The 23,621-nt window shown below is 44.3% G+C and carries 20 protein-coding genes; 4 read left to right on the top strand and 16 right to left on the bottom strand.

Annotated features, from left to right (window positions below):
• Positions 1–36 precede the first annotated feature (36 nt).
• Together fni and CSV61_RS01270 are read left to right on the top strand one after the other, a co-directional pair.
• A complete protein-coding gene (fni, locus tag CSV61_RS01275; protein ID WP_099637791.1) occupies positions 37–1,068 on the top strand; it encodes a type 2 isopentenyl-diphosphate Delta-isomerase in 1,032 nt (343 codons plus the stop codon).
• A 43-nt stretch (positions 1,069–1,111) separates the two neighbouring features.
• On the top strand, positions 1,112–1,486 hold the full coding sequence (locus CSV61_RS01270; protein WP_083031073.1) for an rRNA methyltransferase: 375 nt from the start codon (positions 1,112–1,114) through the stop codon (positions 1,484–1,486).
• 1,163 nt (positions 1,487–2,649) lie between these two features.
• Here the strand turns inward: CSV61_RS01270 and CSV61_RS01265 are convergent.
• From CSV61_RS01265 to parE, 14 genes are all read right to left on the bottom strand, one after another.
• Positions 2,650–4,650 carry a helix-turn-helix domain-containing protein gene (locus tag CSV61_RS01265; protein ID WP_099637790.1) on the bottom strand — a complete coding sequence of 667 codons (2,001 nt, stop codon included), beginning with the start codon at positions 4,648–4,650 and terminating at the stop codon, positions 2,650–2,652.
• 146 nt (positions 4,651–4,796) lie between these two features.
• Positions 4,797–5,783: an electron transfer flavoprotein subunit alpha/FixB family protein gene (locus tag CSV61_RS01260; RefSeq protein WP_099637789.1), complete on the bottom strand. Its 987-nt coding sequence runs from the start codon at positions 5,781–5,783 to the stop codon at positions 4,797–4,799.
• 30 nt (positions 5,784–5,813) lie between these two features.
• Positions 5,814–6,587, bottom strand: a complete 774-nt coding sequence (locus tag CSV61_RS01255) for an electron transfer flavoprotein subunit beta/FixA family protein (protein ID WP_099637788.1) — start codon at positions 6,585–6,587, stop codon at positions 5,814–5,816.
• Between the two features lie 33 nt (positions 6,588–6,620).
• Entirely contained in the window at positions 6,621–8,063 is a 1,443-nt protein-coding gene (locus CSV61_RS01250; RefSeq protein WP_099637787.1) for an MFS transporter, read from the bottom strand.
• 151 nt (positions 8,064–8,214) lie between these two features.
• Positions 8,215–9,702 (bottom strand): aldehyde dehydrogenase family protein, encoded by a 1,488-nt coding sequence (locus CSV61_RS01245; RefSeq protein ID WP_099637786.1) that lies wholly within the window; start codon positions 9,700–9,702, stop codon positions 8,215–8,217.
• An 18-nt stretch (positions 9,703–9,720) separates the two neighbouring features.
• The gene (locus CSV61_RS01240; RefSeq protein ID WP_099637785.1) at positions 9,721–10,854 is read right to left on the bottom strand and encodes an acyl-CoA dehydrogenase family protein; all 1,134 of its coding nucleotides are present in this window, start codon (positions 10,852–10,854) and stop codon (positions 9,721–9,723) included.
• 20 nt (positions 10,855–10,874) lie between these two features.
• A complete protein-coding gene (locus CSV61_RS01235; protein ID WP_099637784.1) occupies positions 10,875–12,071 on the bottom strand; it encodes an acyl-CoA dehydrogenase family protein in 1,197 nt (398 codons plus the stop codon).
• 31 nt (positions 12,072–12,102) lie between these two features.
• Positions 12,103–12,540 carry a Zn-ribbon domain-containing OB-fold protein gene (locus CSV61_RS01230; RefSeq protein ID WP_099637783.1) on the bottom strand — a complete coding sequence of 146 codons (438 nt, stop codon included), beginning with the start codon at positions 12,538–12,540 and terminating at the stop codon, positions 12,103–12,105.
• An 11-nt stretch (positions 12,541–12,551) separates the two neighbouring features.
• Positions 12,552–13,712 (bottom strand): thiolase C-terminal domain-containing protein, encoded by a 1,161-nt coding sequence (locus CSV61_RS01225; RefSeq protein WP_099637782.1) that lies wholly within the window; start codon positions 13,710–13,712, stop codon positions 12,552–12,554.
• Positions 13,713–13,742: 30 nt separating this feature from the next.
• Positions 13,743–14,168 (bottom strand): MaoC/PaaZ C-terminal domain-containing protein, encoded by a 426-nt coding sequence (locus CSV61_RS01220; protein WP_099637781.1) that lies wholly within the window; start codon positions 14,166–14,168, stop codon positions 13,743–13,745.
• Between the two features lie 14 nt (positions 14,169–14,182).
• The gene (locus CSV61_RS01215; RefSeq protein WP_099637780.1) at positions 14,183–14,626 is read right to left on the bottom strand and encodes an FAS1-like dehydratase domain-containing protein; all 444 of its coding nucleotides are present in this window, start codon (positions 14,624–14,626) and stop codon (positions 14,183–14,185) included.
• Positions 14,627–14,640: 14 nt separating this feature from the next.
• Entirely contained in the window at positions 14,641–16,791 is a 2,151-nt protein-coding gene (locus CSV61_RS01210) for an acetate--CoA ligase family protein (RefSeq protein WP_099637779.1), read from the bottom strand.
• A 356-nt stretch (positions 16,792–17,147) separates the two neighbouring features.
• Positions 17,148–19,574: a DNA topoisomerase IV subunit A gene (parC, locus tag CSV61_RS01205; protein WP_099637778.1), complete on the bottom strand. Its 2,427-nt coding sequence runs from the start codon at positions 19,572–19,574 to the stop codon at positions 17,148–17,150.
• Positions 19,571–21,586: a DNA topoisomerase IV subunit B gene (gene parE / locus CSV61_RS01200; RefSeq protein WP_233193468.1), complete on the bottom strand. Its 2,016-nt coding sequence runs from the start codon at positions 21,584–21,586 to the stop codon at positions 19,571–19,573. Before parE ends, parC begins: the two co-directional genes overlap by 4 nt.
• A 231-nt stretch (positions 21,587–21,817) precedes the next feature.
• Here parE and plsY point away from each other — a divergent pair, with 231 nt between their 5' ends.
• Both plsY and CSV61_RS01190 read left to right on the top strand, forming a co-directional pair.
• Positions 21,818–22,420: a glycerol-3-phosphate 1-O-acyltransferase PlsY gene (plsY, locus tag CSV61_RS01195; protein WP_099637776.1), complete on the top strand. Its 603-nt coding sequence runs from the start codon at positions 21,818–21,820 to the stop codon at positions 22,418–22,420.
• 29 nt (positions 22,421–22,449) lie between these two features.
• Entirely contained in the window at positions 22,450–22,743 is a 294-nt protein-coding gene (locus CSV61_RS01190; protein WP_099637775.1) for a HesB/YadR/YfhF family protein, read from the top strand.
• A 28-nt stretch (positions 22,744–22,771) separates the two neighbouring features.
• Here the strand turns inward: CSV61_RS01190 and CSV61_RS01185 are convergent, their stop codons facing one another.
• On the bottom strand, positions 22,772–23,089 hold the full coding sequence (locus CSV61_RS01185) for a hypothetical protein (protein ID WP_083031015.1): 318 nt from the start codon (positions 23,087–23,089) through the stop codon (positions 22,772–22,774).
• Positions 23,089–23,514 carry an acyl-CoA thioesterase gene (locus CSV61_RS01180; RefSeq protein ID WP_099637774.1) on the bottom strand — a complete coding sequence of 142 codons (426 nt, stop codon included), beginning with the start codon at positions 23,512–23,514 and terminating at the stop codon, positions 23,089–23,091. Before CSV61_RS01180 ends, CSV61_RS01185 begins: the two co-directional genes overlap by 1 nt.
• Positions 23,515–23,621 lie beyond the last annotated feature (107 nt).

Below are 23,621 nucleotides of genomic sequence, written 5' to 3'. Positions count from 1 at the left end.
TAAAAATGGGTTTACTAGTAGATAGGAGTTAAAATCATGGGCAAGCAACTGAATGACCGGAAAGCACAGCATATTCAAATCGTGTTGGATGAACACGTGACTGGAAATGCGATTACGACAGGTTTGGAGCAGTATGAATTTCTGCATAATGCTTTACCTGAATTATCATTTGACGACATCAATATAGAGCAAAGTTTTTTTAAAAAATCATGCAAAACACCTTTTTTAGTCAGTTCGATGACGGGTGGTGCAGATTTTGCGGAAACGATTAATCGGAATCTGGCACTTGCTGCGGAACAAAGAGGCTGGGCTCTGGCATTAGGTTCGACACGTGCTTTAATCGAGAGCAAAGCATTCCGACCTTCTTTTGCATTACGAAAATACGCTCCAACAGTACCCATTATTGCGAATTTAGGCGCTGTACAGTTAAATTATGGATTCTCCGCAGAGGAATGTCGCCAAATTATCGAGTATACCGATGCAGATGCGTTAGTTTTACACATTAATATTTTACAAGAAGTTATTCAGCCTGAAGGAAATACGAATTTCGGTAATTTATTATGTAAAATTGAGAAGCTGTGCAATGAATTAACGGTCCCTGTCGGTATTAAAGAAGTTGGATGGGGAATAGATGGTCAAACTGCTAAGAAACTTCTAGACATCGGTGTGTCGTTCATTGACGTTGCTGGAGCAGGAGGGACGTCTTGGAGTCAAGTAGAAAAACATCGTACGACGTCGATCAAACAGCAAGCAGCTGAAGCGTTCAGTGAATGGGGAATTCGAACGGCAGACTCACTACAGCTAGTTACACCTCATATGAGCGATAAATTATTAATCGCAAGTGGTGGACTTCATACAGGTGTCGACGCTGCAAAATGTCTCGCATTAGGTGCAGATTTTGTCGGTTTTGGTCGAGCGATTTTAGAAGAAGCTACTAAATCAGCTGAAAGTGTTTTCCAGACAATGGAAGTCCGTGAGCTAGAATTACGTATGGCGATGTTTGCAACAGGTTCTGCGAATATCCAGGCGTTACAACAAACGGATCGATTACTAAAGATTAACTCGTGAATATAGCATTTACGAGTTTTTCATATCTAAGGAGGAAATAATTATGTGGAAATTAGTAAATGGTAAAATGATTCAAACTACAGATGAAACACGGATTAAATTCCGCACGAATATCAGTCAAGAGATTTTATTGCAGTTAGAAGAATTATCTGAAGTGCATGATACATACAGCAATTATTTATTAGAAAATGGATTGCGGAACGTATTAGCTGCAGGAGTTATTGAGTACGACAAAAATTTGCGTCCAAAAGATCGAATTCAATATAAAACAACGTATGACCAAGAATTATTGGAATCCGTTAAGCAGTTGGCAAAAGATCATAAATTATTCATTAACGATGTCATTGAGTACAGTGTAGGACATATTGATTTTACAGACATCAAAACTAAAGATCATAAGAATCGCTTAGAAAGCTAGTGCGAGAAGGATACATGGTGAGTAGAATATGTATAGAACGTAGAACGCCCCGAACATAATATAAATTATAGGAAGTAATGTTTCACTTGTAAGTATACTTGCGATAGTGAGATATCAGCGGTTTTTTTGCTGAATTTCACGCTCATCTTATTATAATGACTTAACCAGTTCATTTCAATGTTTTGGATATGTACGCGTTTGCTGTTCTTTTTCATGTGTATATACTATGTTATGTTTCATTCCTTCACTGAGTTTTGTATGCGGTTTTACTATGTCGACAATCAATCTTACCAGATGAACTGAACCAGCTTTTTCATTGTGTCGTTTGTTTGGCTTTTAACATGCTGATCCATCGTTCTTCATGCTAGTTATCCTTTTTCCAAAATTAACTGATCCCTTCTCATATTGATTTAATGGGTATATCGTAGATGTCCTTTATGTGGTCCCTAATCGCCTTCCTTGATTGCTGTTCGTGCGATAAATATGGCGTATTCTGTTATGTGGTGCGAGTAGATATGTCTTGGACAAGGATTATTTGGAACCAGGTTTCTTGGGAATATTAAATATGTTTAGTTCTTTCCTTCAATATGATCCTGATTACCATTACTTTTATAGTGTTTGTATGTTCATTTTTTGTTATAGGAAGCCTGGCTTATTGAAACTTCAGCAACCTTGCTGCCTAACAAATCAGTTAATCATTATAAATAATGCGTAGCTTAACGAACATCTTGCTCTATATGCTTTATACAGGACCTTAATGTTTACGTTCTTTATTAGACAGATCTTAGATGAGTTATCGAGAAAAACTTTGCTTTCTTTTCTTCAGTGAGTTAATAAATCATCTGAAACCGTTATTTTTGCGTAAAGTATTCTTGTTGTTCCCTATCCCCTGTCCTTGATTACTGTTCGTGGAATATTTATAGTTTGTTGATGTATATGATGCGAAGCAAGTAATGTAACAAGGATTATTTGGAACCAGGTTTCGTAAGATTATATAATGCGTAATTATTTGCTTTTTATTCACAACAAAAGCAAAGCTCGACAAAATCTGAGCTTTGCTTAGTATACCTTATATAGCGTCTGTATGTTCGCTTTTTAACGAAATATATTTTTTTGTTTTTGTGTTAACAGATTTCAACTTACATGTTTACTATTATGCCGCCTTAGTTTAACCAATTTTTCATCTTTTTATAGACGGTTTGTGACGGCAACGCTCCGCCTCGTTCAATATTGCTTATATAGGAGGTTGAAATATTCAATTCATCGGACACTTGTTTCAGTGTCAGGCCACGAGTGATTCGACATTCTTTAAAATCACTACCGATGTTTTGGCAGATTTCTTCTTTCGTTTGGATTAAAGTAAATTTGTTTGGCACCTTGGTGGATTTCTTTCTCTCGATTGGCTCATAATAGCTCACAATCTCGTCAGGCGGCGCGATGATGATTGTAGCATCTAACCAAATACGCAACCATCCTTTTTTCGACATATGGTCTTCATCCCATTGATTGTATTGCCAAAATGTAATGATGCCTTCTTCTTCAAGTAGATCAAGAGCTTTCTCCAGACGATCGCGAATGCGTGATGGAGCTTGTGAGTCGGCTTGTAGTCCTATTTTCTCGAGCAATGTACGGATTTTATGAGGCTGCAAGTAACTTGCTTTGCGTGCTTGTGTACGCCAACGCCAACTAATATACCGAATGAGCTTTTTCTCCCATTTACGTTGGTATGGATTGAATTCGATTGCTTGATTTGGTAATAGTTTTATCTGTCTAGCAGATCCCAGTAAAAAATGATCAAATACTTCTCCGATCATGACATATAAACGCTCAGGCAGTGGTTCTTCAGTAAATCGGAACAAACTTCCATCTTCATTTGTGAAATGAAACGCGCGCCCTTGTATCTTCTTGTTGACGGGTTTACCTTGTTCATAGACTACTACGCTATCTAGTTCGAGCCATAGTGATTGTATAACGGAAAGCGCTTTCATCACTTGGATGCGTTGTTCTTTTTCGTAACCACCTCTTCGCCCGGTTCCTCCAAGTTTATGTTTGAGTCCACGGATTGTCAGTAGATCATCAAACCGAATTTCTACTCGGACTTCCGACTGCGGGGATTGTGCCAAATACAAATGACATAGCGAATCTAGTACATCGACATCGACTTCGGATAAGGCGCAGGCATAGTTATGCAGCAGAGTCATGTGGCTGGCTGTCTGATCTTCTTCGTTCGGAAGTAATTGCAGAGAACCCGTTAATCTAGTGCCTTGAATGGTGGCTCGCGGCCATTGATTAGACTCACAAACGAATTTCTGGTTAGAAATTGCTTCGGTAATAAATTGATACACCACATTACTCATGACGATCAGATTATTCGTTTTTGCTGTGGCTTCGATAGGTTGATGTATGGAAAATTGTGCGCTAACTCCGAGTAATTCATTAATCTGCTCCATTGAGTTTCTTTCCGATTCAAACTTCGCGAGTATTTCGGACACCATTTTTTCAATATAGATATTGACATCAGAAGTAAATGTATTTAAAAAGCTATCGTTAGAAGTGAAACTTGCGCTCATTTTTTCGAGGAATAATGCATTTAGCTCTTCTTTGTCAAGAGTGTTCAGCATATCATAACCATGCTTTACGATTAACTCGTTGACGGTATAATTCTTCAAATAAGTTCTATACCATGTGCTGAATACATTCCAGGAATTCTCATCATTGAGTCCGACGTGTGCACGCAGCATTTTATCGTATTTATCATATAATTTATTAATAATTTCCCATTTGAGTGTTGGCTTATTCGCAAGCAATGGTGAAAGATGACTCTCATAGGTTCTAAAAAATTTGGCGATCATGAATTCTGTCGCCTTTGCGAGTAGTTCACGCCTCGCATCTACGCGCATCTTGAAAAACAAGTCCACATTTTCATCGTAGTGTTGCTGACGGACGACGAATGTCTCATTTTTCACTCTCGGGAAAATGCGGTTGGCGTCCACTTTTTTTCGTACGTTTTCAGATGGGAAGTTCAGTAAGTAATTATAATCGAAAAAGTTTGGTTGACGGTCATGAATGATGATCACTTGGAAGCGGTCGATTTTATTTGCAATCGTTTGATGGTGGAGTAGTTCGTAGTTCGTATCGTTCAACAGTAAATCGTAATTGATCAAAAATTATCCCCCCGATAAACCGTAAGTTTCAAGTAGTATATCATGAGTTTACAGAATTATCTATACACCTTTGCGATAATAGAGTAAGCGAATTAGGCAAAACAGCCCGTACAGTTCACGAATTGAACTGTACGGGCTGTTTACATTTAGGATACAAGTGAACCTTCTAACTTGATTTCTTTTATTAGTAACGGAAGAACTTCGAACAAGTCCCCGACGATTCCGTAATCTGCCATGTTGAAAATATTCGCTTCCGCATCACTGTTAATGGCAACAATTACTTTAGAGTTCGACATGCCGGCCATGTGCTGAATAGCACCCGAGATGCCTACTGCAATATAAAGGTCTGGCGTCACGACTTTACCCGTTTGGCCGATTTGCAAGGAGTAATCACAATAATCTGCGTCACACGCGCCACGTGATGCCCCTACAGCGCCGCCGAGCAGTTCTGCTAGCTCATACAAAGCCTTGAAGCCTTCCGCGCTTTTAACGCCACGTCCGCCAGCGATGACGATCTTTGCTTCGGATAAGTCGACGCCTTCCGTTTTCTTGCGAATAACTTCTTTGACAATCGTACGTAAGTCTTTAACATCCACTTCTTTTGCCATGATATCGCCTGTACGGCTCGTGTCACGCTCGATGGCTGATATATTATTCGGACGAATCGTTGCGAAAAGAACCCCTTCGTCTTTAATGATTTTCTTCTCGAATGCCTTACCGGAGTAAATCGGTCTAGTGAAAACGACTTGGCCATCTTCTTTTCCGATTGCCACGGCATCCGATATCAACCCGAGCTCTAAGCGACTTGCGATTTTAGGCGTTACATCTTTACCGATAGATGTATGCCCCATGATGATCGCGGATGGATTTTCTTCTTGCATCACTTCCATCATGACTTGCCCATAACCTTCCGAAGTATAGTTGCTTAAATTCGTATGAGCTACCGTAATCGCTCGATCGGCACCATGCTGAATCATTTCATTAGCTGGTGTTTGTAAATCACTGTCACCCATGACCAATGCTATAATTTCCGCATCGCCATCCAGTTGTTTCGCGGCTGCGATGGTCTCATAACTTACTTTTCGTAGATTTCCTTGTTGCAATTCACCAATTACTAGTATTTTTTCACTCATAATAAAACCCCTTTCCATTTCAAAGCTCACTTACATTACTTTCGCTTCATTTCTCAATAAATCGACCAACTCTTTCACTTGGCCTTCTGTTTCTCCTGCCAGAATACGTCCCGCTTGTTTTGTAGGTGGCAAAAACACTGCAATGGTTGCCGTCTTAGCTGCTACGTCGTCCTCATCGAGATCTAGATCATCTAGCTCTAGTTGCTCAAGAGGCTTCTTTTTCGCTTTCATAATACCTGGTAGTGAGGTATATCTCGGCTCATTCAATCCTTGCTGGCATGTAACTAGCACGGGAAGTGATACTTCAATTCTCTCTAGATCGCCTTCTACGTCTTTTTCGACTGTCGCTAGTCCGTCAACGATTTCTAGTTTGACAATTGTTGTGATGAATGGCATATCCAGACGCTCAGCAAGACGAGGACCGACTTGACCGCTTGCCTCGTCGATCGCGACATTGCCAGCGAGAATTAGATCTGCCTCGCGTTCTTCGAAGAATTTCTCGAGAATTTTCGCTGTCGTAAACTGATCACCTTCGTCCAGGTCGTCATCCGTGTTGATCAGTACCGCATGATCGGCTCCCATGGCTAGCGCTGTGCGTAGCTGTTTCTCCGAGTCCTGATCGCCAATGGTTACGACGGTTACCGTACCACCGTGCGCGTCACGCTGTTGGATGGCTTCTTCTACGGCGTATTCATCGTATGGATTAATAATGAACTCTGCACCGCTTTCATCGATTTGGCCACCTGACACGGAAATGGCTTCTTCCGTGTCGAATGTTTTTTTCAGTAAGACATAAATATTCATAGTAAAGACTCCTCTCTGTACACAACAGCAAATTTATTTGATTTCTTCAATATTTAAAGGCTTCGGAATGATTTTCGTCCCGAGTAAATCGTTTTCATTCGTATGGATTCCAGGAATAGTCCGCGGAATCAACGGCAAGAACAACAAGGCGATGACGACGAAGCCCATGATGACCCAGGAAGTACTGACTACTGCACCGACGTTGTTACCACTTGCACTGAAGATCGAGAAAGCGACTAAAGCAAAAGAGGCGCCCAATCTTTGTGCTATGCTTTCAATCACTGTATTCGTAAACGTCACGACGTTCATGCGTTCTATTGACGCTTCTGAAACGATCAAGCCTTTCACTGCAGGCGTTTGGAAACCGACCCCTATTCCGATCAGGCTCATGGAGATGAACAAATAGATGAACGGTGTCGTCAGGGTAACGAAGTTCAACATGATAATTCCCGAAGCAAATACGAGAATTCCTGAGCCTATAATCGTTCGAGCTGAAAGTTTCTTCAAAATTCTTCCGCTGAAATACGCCGCGACCGATGTACCAAGGAATACCGCCATCTGTAAAAACCCGACCGTCGTGGCCGCTTTACCTTGGACGTTCTGGACGAAGAAGGTCAATAAGTACATGATGCCTGTGTACCCGAGGAAAATGAATACGGCAATTGTCGTCGGAACCCAGAAATTACGGTTCACCGCATACTTCAAATCAAGCAATGGTGCCTTTTGTTTCTTCTCAACAAAAATTAAAATAATCAACGCTGCCACGAACACTAGCAATGAAGGAATCCACATACCCGATTCAATACCAAAGCTGTTGATGAATGTTGGAATCGTTAGTAGTCCTAGTAACAGTGTGATAACGAAAGCCAATCCTAGAACATCCAACTTCTTTCGTGCCTGTACTTTGACATGTGGGACAAAAGCGAAGAGCGCAATTCCTACTCCGCCAAGAACAGCAGTGAACATAAAGCTCGCTTGCCAGTTGGCTGTATCGACGATCATGCCACTGATAATTGGCCCGAACACTGAACCGATCGTAATGAATGCCGCAAATGTTCCAATCGCTTTCGCGCGCTGGGTACCGACCATGAACTTTCCAGCGTAGGCAATTCCCGATGGCGCAATCGCTGCTCCAGAGATTCCCTTGAAGAACAATCCAAGAACGAGCACCCAAAATGAAAAGGAAAACGCGACAAGCAGTGAACCGATCACCATAAAGATCCCACCGATTAGGATCACGATCTTTAATCCGAATGAATCACCGATCCATCCGAGCAATGGCTGGAAACCTGTCAATCCGATAGCCAAACCAAGTTGCATCCACACTGCGTAGCCCGGCGTCAGATTAAATTCCGCTATCATATGTGGATAGGCTGGAAGATGGGTCGCTAAACTTAACATAATAAAGAACGCTCCGAAACTTATGAACAAAAAACCTCTATTAATCGATTGATCCTTCAATGCCGCTTCATTCATATAGTGGCCTCCCTTTATCGATGTTGTACTAGTTTTTACGCTTTATTATGTCAAATCTAGCTGTGATGTGAAAAATCTGCAGAAGGAGTTTTCAGCATGCTTGGCGCAAAACCGAAGCTCTCCCGCCACAGATCTTATCGTTCCTAGTGGACTACCTGATATTGATAACACACGCTTTTTCCTGTGAATAATCGAGAATCGAGTCCGTACCGTACCCACTTTCCTTTACACCGCTAAACGGCAGATCTGCTCCGACTCTAGCGTACGTATTCACCCATACGTTGCCCGCTTGGAGTTGATCGACCATTCGGTGAGCGAGACCCAAGTTCTGTGTCCAAACCCCCGCCGCTAAACCGAAGTTCGTGTCATTGGCAATGTGAATCGCTTCTTCTTCTGTATCGAACGGAATCGCAACCGCCACCGGACCGAAAATTTCTTCACGGGCAAGTTTCGTGCTGTTATCCACTACCTTCACGAGCGTAGGTTGCACCCAGTAGCCGTTCGCATATTCCGGCTGACCAGGTAGAACGGCTTCCCCGCCATACTGTCCGCCAAAGACGATCTCGTAGTCGTCTTTTGATGCCTCGTCGATATAGCCGCAGACTGACTTGAATTGTGCTTCATTAGCGATCGGTCCCATTGTATTCGTCGTATCTAGCGTATTGCCGTGCTTGACGAATTCTTTGTCTGTCATCAACTCTTTCAAGCGGTTGATCACTTCATCATAAATGGAACGCTGGATTAACATACGTGACCCACCTACACAAATTTGACCGGAGTTTGGCGTGAAGATTCCGTTGATCAAACCGTAAACCGCTTCCTCGATATTCGCATCTTCAAAGACGATATTCGGTGACTTCCCACCCAGTTCAAAGATCAGTGACTTCGGTGAATGAGCAGTAGCTTTTGTGATTCGTTCCGCTGTGGCCTTAGAGCCAGTCAAACTCACTTTATTCACTTCTTCGTGGCTGACGAGATAATCCCCGATTTCGCGACCCGCCCCCGAAATAACATTGAGCACACCTGGAGGTAAGATGTGTGAAATTAATTCCCCATAGCGTAGAGACCCAACCGCTCCACTTTCTGCTGGCTTGATCACGACCGTATTTCCTGCTGCAAGTGCATAGGCCGCTTTGATCGTGAATGTGAACAACGGTGCATTCCAAGGTAAGATGCCAACGACTACTCCGTATGGCTTTCGTACAGTGTATCCAAAATCTCCCGTTCCCATTTGTACGGTACGGCCTTGCGCACCTACTAATGTGGCTGCACCTGCCGCGTCGTACCAAACTTGCTTGAGTACTTCTGCGAGATAACCATATTCGTCGAGCACCCAGCCGTTGTTGCGCGTCTCGAGTGCCAGTAGCTCCGATGCATGATCGGAAATCATATCCCCGATCTTGCGCATATAATCGCCGCGTGTACGTGCCGGTAGATTCGACCAGTCTTCAAATGCTCCGCGCGCCGCCTGGATGACGAGTTCCGCGTCTTCTTTCTTACTGGACGGAATCTTTGCCCACACTTCGCCTGTTGACGGGTCGATACTGTCCGATACAGCCCCGTCTTGCGCTTGTACGGTCTTGCCGTTGATGATGTTACCGTATGTCGTCAATTTGGATTTCTCAGATACGTTTGTCATATAGTTTCCTCCTTCAATTTACCAGCCTAGTGAAGCGACTACTTTTTCTTGATAGAAAGGGGTGGAGCCTACATACTGATCATAATAGCGCGCGCGCTTCACGTATAAATGGCAATCGATTTCTTCAGTGAATCCGATTCCGCCGTGGATTTGAATATTATGTGCCGAGACTTCGATGAATTTCTCCGTCGCATATGTACGGGCGCTATATACTGCTGCTTCTCGGTCGGATTCGTCCGTATCCACTACCCAGTTGGCATAATGGCTCAGTGAACGAGCAATTTCCAAATTCACTTTCATGTTGACAATACTGTGTTTGATCGCTTGGAAGCGGCCGATCGCTTGGCCAAACTGCTCGCGAATCTTCGCATATTCGTTCGCCATCTGGACGACCTGCTCCATTGCCCCGACGATGTAGGAACTAAGTGCAGCATTAAAGTATAATAAACCTTCTTGAAGCTGCGTCCAGCCTTTGTCCAGTTCCCCTATAATTTGATTTTCTTCAATGACGAAGTTGTGGAATTCAACTTTCGACACATGTTTGGATTCATCAAAGGATGATTGTTTTTCGATCTTCATTCCTTCTGTCTTATCGATGAGCACAAGTGATAGTCCGTCTTCTTGATCTTCCTCGTTTGTGCGTACGAGTACGAGGAACGCATCCGCAAGTTCCGCTTCGGGTACAAGCGTCTTCGTACCGTTGAGCACGTACTGTCCGTCTTGTTGCACCAATGTACAGTGGATACCAGCTGGTGAGAAGTCATTGAAAGGTTCCAATGCCGCGAATGAAATCCATTTTTCTCCCGAAGCGATCGCTGGCAAATCGTGTTGCTTTTGCTCCTCTGTTGCATATTTCTTGAGGATCGGTACTGCTAGCGCGGAAGTTTCCATGAACAAGCCAGGTACTAATGAACGTCCCATCTCTTCAAACGTCGGCACGAGATCAAGTGCCTCGAGGTCCATACCGCCATATTCTTCAGGAATATTGATGCCGCTGCATCCGAGTTCAGCCAATGTCGTGTACACTTTCTTCAAGCTTTGCGGGTTGTCATCGATCATTTCCCGAGCTATTTGTGTGCCACCGAATTTATCTAGCATTTTGCGAATATGTCCCCGAAACATTTCTTGCTCTTCTGTTAATGAAAAGTCCATATTTCATCCCTCCTACTCTATTAACGTCCCATGTCTTTTGGCAATCCCAGGACCCGCTCGCCAATCGTATTGCGTTGTACTTCACTCGTACCGCCACCGATGGTCTGTCCGAATGAGGCTAGGAATAAATGTTGCCATTTCGGATCGGCTACAGCGTCTTTATCAACTAACACGCCCTGATGTCCTTGAATTTCCACTGCGAATGCCGAAAGTGCTTGGTTAAGCTCGGTTACGACCAACTTATCGATGGATGTTTCCGCACCAGGCTGGCCGTTCTTAATCGTAGTCGTCAAGTTTTTATAGTAATTCAAGAGTGATCCACGTACGCGAGCGTAGAAACTCGCCAATTTTTGTCGGATGGCAGGATTTTCGATCAATGGTTTGCCATTCACTTTATACTGCTGTGCCAGTTCCACCGTATCGTTGAATTGTTTTTCGAGTGTGAAGAGTTCTGCCCCGATCCCTGTACGCTCATGAAGCATCAAAGCGATCAATACATGCCAGCCTGAATCCACTTGTCCGACGATATCCGCATTCGTCGCTACAGCGTCTGTCATATACACTTCATTAAATTCTGAATGTCCATCCATCTGAACAATCGGCAGTGTTTCGACGCCCGGCTGGTGCATATCCATCATGAACACCGTAATACCGCGGTGTTTCTTTTCTGGGTGCGTACTCGTTCGTGTCAGTAGGAAACATTTATCCGCCACGTGACCAAAACTTGTCCAGACTTTCTGGCCATTGATGAGCCAGCGATCGCCGTCTTTTACCGCACGTGTTTTCAGGCCTGTTAAATCCGATCCTGCGCCCGGCTCTGAATAGCCTTGACACCATATTTCTTCACCCGTTAGGATTTTCTTCAAATATCTCTCTTTTTGTTCATCTGTTCCAATGTCGATCAACGTAGGGCCTACCATATGGATCCCGATATAGTTGATAAGTGGCGGTGCTTTGACACGTACCATTTCCTGATGGTAGATGATTTCTTCCATGAGGCTAGCGTCGCGTCCACCGTATTCTTTCGGCCAAGCGATGGCAGCCCATCCGCCTTCGTACAATGTATGTTGCCATGCGCGTAACACACGGGAATATTCATCCAAGTCCTCTGGTAAGTCGCGCTTGCCTTCAAGCCACCCTTCAGGTAGGTTCGCTTCAAGCCATGTTCGAAGTTCGGTTCTAAATTTTTCTTCTTTTTTCGTAAAAGAGAAATCCATACTCGTTCATCCTTTCTATCTCATCCATCGATCAGTTGGTAGCCGGAATCCACTGTGGCAATGCACGGTCTTCTGTAATATCGACCCATGTCATGCGAATGGGCATGCCGATCTCCAAATCTTTTTCCTCGCACTTCAAGATGTTGCCCATAATTTTTACTTCCGGCACTTGATCGAGTTGTCCGAGTGCGATAATGGTTGGCAACTCATCTTGGAAGCCCGGTAGGAATGGACGGTAGGACACTACATACGAGTAGACAGTAGCTGTAATGTCGTCGCCCAACTGTTCAAAGCGGACATTTGCACTTCCGCACTTGGCGCACGTAGGGCCTGGTGGTTGTGAATAGGCTTGACAGTCATCACATTTTTGCAGAGCCAGTTGATGTTGGTCTGCCGCGTCCCAGTACGGAGCATTATCTAGATCCTTTAATGGAATCGGTTTTTGGTAAGCCGTCGTTGCTTGTGTCATAGTTATTCCTCCTAGTTTCGTAAGATCATGGCGCCTGCAATATCGGGTCCCGCCCAACCGGTACAAATACCGATCTTGCAGTCTTCTACTTGGCGGTCGGTTCCTTCATAGTCATAGCGTAGCTGTCTGACGATTTCAATCGCATTATTCATTCCATGCGTGTATCCTTCTGACAACATGCCGCCCGCTGTGTTAGTTGGCAATTTCCCGCCCATCTTTAAGTTGCCCTCTGCAACGAAATCTCCTACTTCTCCGCGTTTCGCAAATCCATAGGCTTCAAGCTGTCGCATTACAACCCAGCTGAAACAGTCATAGATGGAAGCCACGTCGATATCGTCTGGTGTGACACCCGCGTTTTCGTAGAGCTCTTCCGCTACATAATCGGAGGCGACTTGATCAATATCATTCCAGTAGTGCGCGTGTGGGTGACATTGGCGTGCAGACATACCCATGATATAGACGGGTTTTGACGTACAGTCTTGTGCTTTTTCAGCAGAAGTGACGATGATCGCATTGCCTTCATCGAGCTCGAGGCATGAATCATGGATATTGAATGGAGAACTAATATCCGGTGTAGCGAGATAGTTTTCCATCGTTAACGGTTTACCGTGCAGAAACGCTTTCGGATTACGTTGTGCATGCTCATAGAAACTCAAGCAGACATGTCCGAGATGTTCTTTCGTAATACCTGTTTCATGCATGTGACGCGTCGCGTACATGCCGAACCATTGTGATGGGCTCGCTGATCCGTATGGAATAACGAAACTTCCGCCAGCTAGTGCCCCTTGCAGCATATCCGGGTCATACCCTCGGCCTACACGTGTTCCGGAGCTTCCGTTCATGGAACGATAGATCAATACTGTGTTCAGTTGGCCTGCTTCAATGAGCGCCACCGCATCGGCGATCAGCATCTCGGTACTCGCTCCGCCACCTTGGATATCTTTGACGTATTTCGGTCGTACACCAAGATACGTTGCTAGCTGGTGAGACGTACAGGAATCTCCTTCGTTATAGTTCATAAATCCATCGATGTCCGTCGCTTTCAAACCGGCATCTTTAATCGCTGCTTTGGCAGCATCGAGTGCTAAATGAAGAGGCGTTGTCCCCGATTTTCTTGAGCGTTCGCTTTCACCTACGCCTACAATGGCATAGCGATCTTTAATAATTCCCATAGTTCTATTCCTCCTATTTCACGATGGCGATTATGTTAGTTGTAAGATGGCGCTGCCTGATCCAACCACTTCGCCCGATACTTTCTCGGCTGTCAGTTCCAGTGCAATGCACCGCTTGCCTTCTTCTTCATATGTTCGTTCTACTACACCTGAGCAACGAATTTCGTCACCTGGGACAGTCATTTTGCCAAAACGCATGTTTATATTTGCGATCCGTGCTTCTTGACCGGCAATTTTCATGACGTACTCACCAAGGAAACCCATCACCAGCATGCCGTGTGCGATGACACCGTCCATGCCGATTTTTTGGGCGAAGTCATCGTCGAGGTGCAACGGGTTAAAATCTCCGGATGCACCTGCATATTGAGCGAGCTGCACTTTCGTAATCGGCGGCTTCACCATCGGTTCAAGTTTTTGGTCAACGGTTAGTTCTTCCAACACCCAATCTTTGATCATATGAGGTCCCTCCATTAGTTCGCTAATGAGCGATAGACGATATTCATTCGGCTAATACAGACCAATTCGCCTGTTTCATTTTTCATTTCGGTATCAAGCTTTAAAAACTGCATCTTGCCGCTTTTACCTTCTTTGTCATACAGATCGTGTACTTTGATCTGACAACGCAGTCGATCGCCTATGCGGATTGGTTTGTAGTAGATGAATTCCTGCTCGCCGTGCAACATTCTACGCTGGTCGAGATCCAGTGGCATTTTAGTCTTGCCGTCGTTCATCGCAATAGGGAATGTAGGCGGCACGATTAACCCTGCGTAAGCCGATTGCTTGGCGTAATTTTCATCCGAATAGAGTGGATGGTCGTCTCCGATTGCCGCAGCAAATTGGCCGACATGCCGACTTTCTACTTCAAAGACGTATTCTGTACTCGTTAAACCAATGACGCTTTTATCTAAGTCCATTTTCCATCCTCCCGTTACTTTGTGATGATCAATGCATCTGCCGCTACAATGCCGTTTTCATAGACGATGAGCGGGTTAATATCAATTTCCTTGATTTCATTCGAATAGTCTTGAATCAAATCGGATACTTTTAGCAACACGTCGATAATGGCTTCCTTGTCGACCGGCTTTTTATTTCGGACACCTTTTAATAGTTCATAGCCTTTTAGACTTTCCATCTTATCGATCGCGTCTTGTCTTGTGATCGGTGCTATGCGGAACGATACATCTTTGAACACTTCGACGAATACCCCTCCGAGACCGAACATAATGACCGGACCGAACGTCGGATCATTCGTGACGCCTACAATGACCTCCACGCCTTCAGCTAACATTTCTTGCACGGACACACCGTGAATTGTCGCGTTTGGACAGTTTCGAGTGGCATTTTGATAGACTTCATCAAACGCTTTTCTGACTTCTTCTGCATTGTTCACATTCAAGCGGATGCCGTCTACTTCTGTTTTGTGTGGGATATCAGGCGAATCGATTTTCAACACGACGGGATAGCCGATCGTAGCCGCAAATTCTACAGCTTCTTCTGCAGTCTGTGCAATGGCGCGTTTTGCTGTGCGAATTCCGTATTCATTCAAAATTTCGCTCGACTGCGACTCACTTAACGTCTGGTTTTCCAGTAATAGATGACGGATGTTCGTTTTATTGATTTTCTTAGGTTCAGCTTGCATTCGCTGTTTCTTTGCTTTCTCGTAAGCTTCCCTATACTCGACAAGCTTAGCTAGTGAGCGGATTGGGTTCATGTCGCCTCGCACGAACGCGACACCGTGATCTTCTAGATATCCGACGCCTTTCGGAACGGACATGCCTTCAAGCGGGAACGTCGTCACGAGAACGAACTTATCGGAGTTCTCGCAAAGCTGCACAAATTCTTGTAGCTCGGGCGTGTTTTCATCCCAGTTCATTGGAAATTCGGAGAAGATGATGATGTCCGTATCCGGATCGTTGACGAGCACTTTCAATGGCTCGATAAATAATTCTGGGTGTGTAATGGAAGCCGCTGCTGTCAAATCAATCGGGTTGGAAGCGCTTGCATAACTCGGAATGTTTTTCTCTATTTCTTTTTTCACTTGATCGCTTAGCGGGTGTATGTTTATACCGTATGATTCACAGCGATCTGCTTCGTTAATTCCTCTTCCACCGGAGCTTGTGACGATGACCGCATTTCTTCCTGTTGGCATCTTCTTCGACATGAACAGTTTGGAGAATGAAATAATGTCTACATAATCTTCCACTCGGACAATACCGGTTTGTTTGAAAAATCCGTCATATACTTGGTCGGCACCTGCAAGTGAACCTGTGTGTGACGCTGCAGCACGACTGCCTGCACTGCTTCGTCCTGATTTCATGATGACCATCGGTTTGTTGATCTCAAGTGCGAATTTCGCCAACTCGCGTAACTTCTCGGGGTTTTTTTCTCCTTCAAGATAGCCGGTTGCGATCGTTGTGTTCGGGTCATGCAGCATGTATTCCATGACGTCCGCAAAGCCTACATCGGCTTCATTGCCGACACTGACAAAATAGTTGAACGTTAAACCTTGCTGAGCCGCGGCGATATACGTTAACACGCCAAACGCGCCACTTTGTGTAACAAAGCCCGCTTCCCGTTTTTTGTTTAACGGCATATTCGTCAACCCTGGCGAGAAGGTTCCCATCAAGCCATTCGTTGTATTGAGTAAGCCGACACAGTTCGGACCGATAATGCGGATATTGTACGTGTCGGAAATGTCTTTCAGGCGTTGTTGCGCTACGATACCTGCTTCGCCAATTTCGGAATAACCTGAAGCAAAGACGATTGCCGCTTTGACACCGCTTTCACCACACTCCACCAAACATTTTTCCACTTGGTCAATCCCAACGCAGAGAATAGCTAGATCGATTTCATTCGGTACATCTTTGACGCTTGGGTAACACGTTAAGTCCGCAATTTGTTGCGCACTGCGATGGATCGGATAAATTTCTCCTGCAAATCCACCGTCAAGTAATGCTTTCAGCTGCAAGTAGCCAATTTTATTCGGATTCTCCGAAGTTCCCAGAACCGCAATCGTACGTGGATGAAATAATGGATCCAATTCTAAATTCGATACAACCTCTTCGTTTGCCAATTTCATCTACTCTTCACCTCTCCACTCTCATATGTGCTAGTTGTTTGCCTAACTTGTATAAAATCATAACAAAGCACTATTTTTACTATTTTTACTTTTATAGAGTAAGTAATTAATGTTATTAGTAGTGGAAAAGCTAAAATACCTCCTGACAAAGCATGAAGAATACAGCGTTTTACGTTTTTGCTATTTTCTGACTAGCATACATACACCCGACTAATATGCAAGATCACCACGACTTGGAAGAACGATCACCGCTTTTTTGCTGTATGGTAGGAAAAATTCATCGTCAAACGCAAAAAAAGAGCTGCCCCAGCAAGTCGTTATAGTTCGACTAGCCGGACAGCTCCATGAATATGCACTTATTTACTTTCTTTTTTAACCGTAGACACTTGGACAACTTTGCCGTCCTTCGCTTCATCTACGACAGCACTTCCCGTGGATTGACGAGTCGTATTCTTCAACGACATCGGATCAATCTCCACATTATGATTCCGTGTTGTCAGCAAAACCATTTCTTCATCGTCTTTCACTGTCTTCATTGCAATCACTCGATGCGGATTAGACTTCAATTCCTTCACTATCGTTACGCCTCTAAGCGCTCTAGAACTCACTTCAAATTCGGAAATATTCATACGCTTCACAGAGCCGCGCTGTGTGGCAATAAAGATATTGCGTGTTTGTGGGGTAATGACTTCAAACGCCACCAGCTCGTCTTCAGCCTTCAGATTAATTCCTTTTACGCCGCCTGTCCGGATCCCAGTAATGGCAAGTTCTGACAACGAAAATCGTAGAGAATATGCTTGTTTACTAACTAATAATACGTCTTCTTCACCCGTTATCACCCGTGCACCTACGAGTCGATCGTCTTTTTTGATATTCATCGCTTTGAATGAACGGTTAAATCGTTGCACTTGGAAGTCAGTTAGTTTCGATATTTTCACATTTCCGTTGGATGAAGCAGTTAACACGCTGCTGTTTTCATCGAATTTCTCAAGGGCAATCACGTCTACTAGCTCTTCGCCTGGCTCGAGTCCGCAAATGCTAGATAAATGCTGCCCTAAATCGCGCCAGCGTATCTCTGGCAGCTCGTGGACCGGTTGGTAGATGTAATTGCCGAGTGATGTGAACAACAGCAAGTGATGCTGTGTATTCATGGCAGATTCGATTAGGTTATAATCGTATTCCTTCATTTCTTGACCTTTTCCACCTGACGCAGAGTAAGAACGCATGCTTGTACGTTTGACATAGCCGCCTTTTGTGACAGATACCATGACTTCTTCGCTCGGAATGAGAATATCGAGATCCACTTTCAGCTCTTCGATTTTTTCTTCAATGACCGAACGACGTGGCTCAGAAAATTGCTTGCGAATCCCTTTAAGTTCCTTTACCAAAACGGATATCAATTTAGCCTCACTTGCTAGGATCGCTTCTAATTCTTTAATCAAGTCACGAAGCTCTTGTTCTTCGCGTTTTAATTCCGTAATATCCGTGTTCGTCAATCGGTATAATTGCAAGGAAACAATGGCTTCCGCTTGTACTTCAGTGAATTCATATGCATTGATTAAGTTTAATTTCGCGTCCTTTTTATCTTTTGACGCGCGAATTGTCTTAATGACTTCATCCAGGATCGATAAAGCTTTCATTAAGCCATCTACGATATGTAGTCGTTCTTTCGCTTTGCGGATATCGAAGTTGGAACGTCGTGTAATAATGTCTTTTTGGTGATCAATATACGCATCCAGAAGCATAGGTAGTGACATCAACATCGGACGTCTGCCCGCAATGGCGATCATATTGAAGTTGTATGTGATCTGTAGATCTGTATGCTTCAATAAATACTGCATGATCGCTGTGCCGTCAATTTCTTTCTTCAACTCGACGACAATTCGCATGCCGGTACGGTCGGATTCATCACGAATTTCCGCAATACCTTCCAATCGACGGTCATGGCGCAGTTCATCCATTTTCTTCACTAAATTCGCTTTATTGACGTCGTACGGGATTTCCGTAATGACAATCTGAGATTTACCTGCTTTTAACTGCTCGATTTCCCACAACGCACGAATAATGAAACGCCCTTTGCCAGTTTGATAGGCAGTGCGGATTCCATCTGTTCCTTGGATGATCGCACCTGTTGGGAAATCAGGTCCAGGAATGACTGTCATGAGCTCATCTACGCTGACGTCCGGCTTCTTTAAGCGCATTAAGGCCGCATCGATGACTTCATGCAGTGCGTGAGGCGGAATATCAGTTGCATAACCAGCAGAGATCCCTGTAGAACCATTGACTAGCAAATTCGGAAAACGTCCCGGTAAAACAGTAGGTTCCAGTTCCGTATCATCAAAGTTAAAGGCAAAATCGACAGTTTCTTTACGAATATCACGCAACATTTCACTCGCAATAGCAGAAAGTCGAGCTTCGGTATAACGCATGGCGGCCGCGGAGTCTCCATCGACCGAACCGTTATTTCCTTGCATATCTACCATTTCATGACGCAGTTTCCATGACTGACTCATCCGAACCATCGCATCGTAAACGGACGTATCACCGTGCGGATGATAGTTACCGATTACGTTACCGACCGTTTTGGCGGATTTACGGAATGCTTTATCATGTGTATTGCCTTCATGGAACATCGCATACAAAATACGACGTTGCACCGGCTTTAACCCGTCCCGTGCATCGGGAATCGCACGGTCCTGAATAATGTATTTACTATAACGCCCAAAACGGTCACCAATTACTTCTTCCAAGGGCAGATCTTGAAACGTTTCTGACTGTGTCATTCCGTATCCCCCTCAACATGTATATATGCATTGTCTAAAATATTATGTTCTTCAATCAAGCCGAAATCGACGTTTTCTTCAATCCATTTACGACGTGGCTCGACTTTATCTCCCATCAATGTGGTCACCCGGCGCTCGGATTTCGCCCCATCTTCAATCGTCACACGAATCAACGTCCGTGTCGATGGATCCATCGTCGTTTCCCATAATTGATCCGCGTTCATCTCACCTAGACCTTTATAGCGTTGAAGCATATAGCCTTTCCCGACTTTTTCGATCGCTTCTTCTAGATCGTCATCCGTCCACGCATAGGCAAGCTTTTCACTTTTACCGCTTCCTTTAAATACTTTGAATAAAGGCGGCAGTGCGATATATACTTTGCCTGCTTCAATTAACGGCTTCATATAGCGATAAAAGAACGTCAAGAGCAACACTTGAATGTGCGCGCCATCGGTATCGGCATCCGTCATAATCACGATTTTATCGTACGCGGCATCTTCAATTTGGAAATCGGCACCCACTCCACCACCTACTGCATGGATAATCGTGTTGATTTCTTCATTTTTCATAATGTCTTCTAGTTTCGCTTTTTCTGTATTGATGACTTTACCACGGAGCGGCAAAATGGCTTGAAACGTACGATCGCGGCCTTGTTTTGCTGAACCGCCGGCTGAGTCACCCTCTACGAGATATAATTCATTCTTCGCCGCGTTACGGGATTGTGCCGGGGATAATTTACCGGATAACAAGGTATCGGATTTCTTGCGCTTCTTACCTGAACGCGCATCTTCGCGCGCTTTTCGTGCAGCTTCACGTGCTTGGTGGGCACGAATTGCTTTACGGACAAGATTTGCACTCAGTTCCGCATTTTCTTCAAGGAAATACAGCATTTTTTGCGATATGACGGCATCTGTCACCGTTCGCGCTTCACTCGTACCGAGTTTTCCTTTCGTTTGCCCTTCAAACTGCAGGATTTCTTCCGGTATGCGAACCGAAACGATCGCGGCAATCCCTTCCCGAATATCTGAGCCATCGAGATTCTTATCTTTTTCTTTCAACAAGCCCGCTTTACGTGCGTATTCATTGACCACACGTGTCATCGCGGCTTTTGCACCGGTTTCATGCGTTCCACCGTCTTTCGTTCGAACGTTATTGACGAATGAAAGAATCGTTTCGGCATAGCCATCACTGAACTGGAATGCAAATTCGACTTCAATGCCGTCCACTTCGCCTTCAAGATACGCTACGTCATGCAGTACTTCTTTTTCTTCGTTCAAATAAGCAACAAATGCTTCGATACCGGATTCGTAATGGAAGATGTCTTGCTTGTCCGTACCTTCTTCTTTTAGTGTAATCTTTAAGCCTTTCAATAGAAAAGCGGACTCACGCAATCTTTCTGCCAGTGTGTCATATTGATATTTGATCGTAGAGAAGATCGTCGTATCCGGTTTGAAATGGATCATCGTTCCGGTTTCTCTAGTTTTACCGATTTCTTCAAGTGTTGTTACCGGTTTGCCACCCTGCTCAAAGCGCTGAAGAAATTTTTTGCCGTCACGATAGATCGTCACTTCCAGCCATTCGGACAATGCATTGACAACGGATGCCCCAACACCATGCAAGCCGCCACTCGTTTTATAGCCACCCTGTCCGAACTTTCCGCCTGCGTGCAATACAGTCATAATAACTTCAGCAGTCGGTTTCCCTGACTCGTGCTTTCCTGTCGGCATACCACGTCCATAGTCTCGTACGCTAATGCTGCCGTCTTTATGGAGTGTAACATCAATCTCGTTACCGAAGCCTGCTAGCGCCTCATCCACCGAGTTATCGACGATTTCGTAAACTAAGTGGTGCAGACCTCTCGTATCGGTCGAACCGATGTACATTCCCGGTCTTTTTCGTACCGCTTCTAAGCCTTCTAAAATTTGAATGGAACTATCATCATACGTATTTTGTATTTTCTGTTTCGCCAAAATGAAACCCCCGTCAAACAAATGTTCTGTTATTTTAATCATACATCTTCTGATAAACCTTGTCAAATCAACGTTTTGTTTCAGCTCAACCTATTGTATAGAAGAAATGTACGGAATGCAACGAGCAAACGATGACAACGTGCCGAACGTTTTATGCGGAAATTCCGTTTTTCGGCTGTTCTTTATCTTCCTCTAGAATTCTATTATTGTCCAGAACTTATGCATCTGCTACACTAATAATAAAATCGTTTATCATGCATAAAGGGGTTCACTATGGAAAATTACGTTATCATTCTGGCAGCTTATTTGCTTGGCTCCATCCCTTCCGCACTCTGGATCGGCAAGCTTTTTTACGGAACAGATGTCAGGCAGCACGGCAGTGGAAACATGGGCGCGACGAATACATTTCGGGTACTTGGAAAAAAAGCTGGCATCGTCGTCACACTGCTGGACATCTTTAAAGGAACAGCGGCTGTACTATTGCCGTTATTGCCATTTTTTCACGATACAGCGATTCATCCGTTGATTCTCGGAATCGTCGCCGTACTTGGGCACATCTTCCCTATTTTCGCAGGTTTACGAGGTGGCAAAGCCGTGGCAACTTCTGGCGGTGTATTACTTGGCTATAATTGGCCTATATTCTTATTGGTCATCATTACGTTTTTAATTGCGTTAAAACTAACGAAAATGGTATCGTTAACATCCATCATCGTATCGGTCATGGGACCACTATACTGTCTGATTTATTTCTTTATGGGTGGCGACTTTTATTTATTTTTAGTCGTCGCATTGATGGGTTTCTTCATTTTTTATCGCCATCGAGACAATATTAGTCGAATTAAAAATGGGACCGAGCCGAAAGTGAAATGGCTATAGGTTGTTCCACTGGAAAGGACGTATAAAGCATGAATATTCACCTATCCGAACAAGCAATTCAATGGTTTGAAGAAGAGATGGAAGTCGCTACGGGTGATTATGTTAAATTTTTCGCGCGTTACGGCGGGTCGAGCCCGTTGCATGAAGGCTTTTCTATAGGGGTTACGAAAGAAGAACCAGACGAACTCGTAGTCGAAACTATCGTTAACGGTGTGCATTATTACGTAGAAGAACGCGATGTATGGTTCTTCGATGGACATGACCTGCATATTGATGTGGATACGTCAACGGAAGAGTTATCCTTTGACTATCATGTAGCGTAAATGACAAATAAAATGGTAAGCACAACTCCTATAAAGAGTTATGCTTACCATTTTTTAATTGGGTTAATTGATGTAATTGCCCTTCTTGCTTTAAAATCTCCACTTGACGTTCACCGAGCAGATCAAAATGTGGGTATTCTTCGCGTGCGTGGATCCATTCCGGTTGCAAACCATACTGTTTTCCCCACTGTATGAGCTTTTCCACATTACTGCAACCCGCTTTCGTGACTGTGTTTACTGTCGGGAACCGGTCGTCTAGCCAATAATGTGTCAAAAAGGCAATTTCCTCACGTTGCACCGCGTTTTTCCACTCCGTTAATTGCTTTCGATTAATTCCGAATGCCACTAGCTTTCGCCTCGCTGAATTTTCGTGTACACCGCGTCCCATTCTGGATGAATTTTGCGTAGTGACACGGGACGGAAATTTTCTTTTTTGACTATTACGTGTTCGGTAACAGCCGTTGCCGCAATCGATCCATCCGCATGTAGGATCTCGTAGCCATAGACCGTACGTAGCTTGCCGTGAGACTCCACCCATGTTTTGACTGTAACGGTCTCACCATATGTACTTGCCGCCTTATACTTTACTGACAGCTCGGTTACAGGCGCTAAGTAACCGTCGCGCTCGAGCTGTGCGTATTCGTATCCGAGGTCTTTGATCAGCGCAGTACGGCCGATCTCCATCCAAACTAAATAGTTGGCATGATACACGACGCCCATCTGATCGGTTTCTGCGTATCGTACTTCGATTTCTTTTTCACTGGTAAACATATAATCACCTCATGGTCTAGTATAGCGAATGGGAAAGTGGATTGCTTGTGATAGACATTAGGATGGGGTGGAAAATATGGTGAGAGACGCGGTTGGGGGGTGTGCAT

Origin of the sequence: Sporosarcina sp. P3 (genome assembly GCF_002743415.1) — a bacterium.
In the GTDB taxonomy this organism is placed as follows: Bacteria; Bacillota; Bacilli; order Bacillales_A; family Planococcaceae; genus Sporosarcina; species Sporosarcina ureae_A.
The sequence above is the reverse complement of the archived record's forward strand: the minus strand, read 5'-3'. Positions and strand labels throughout refer to the sequence as shown.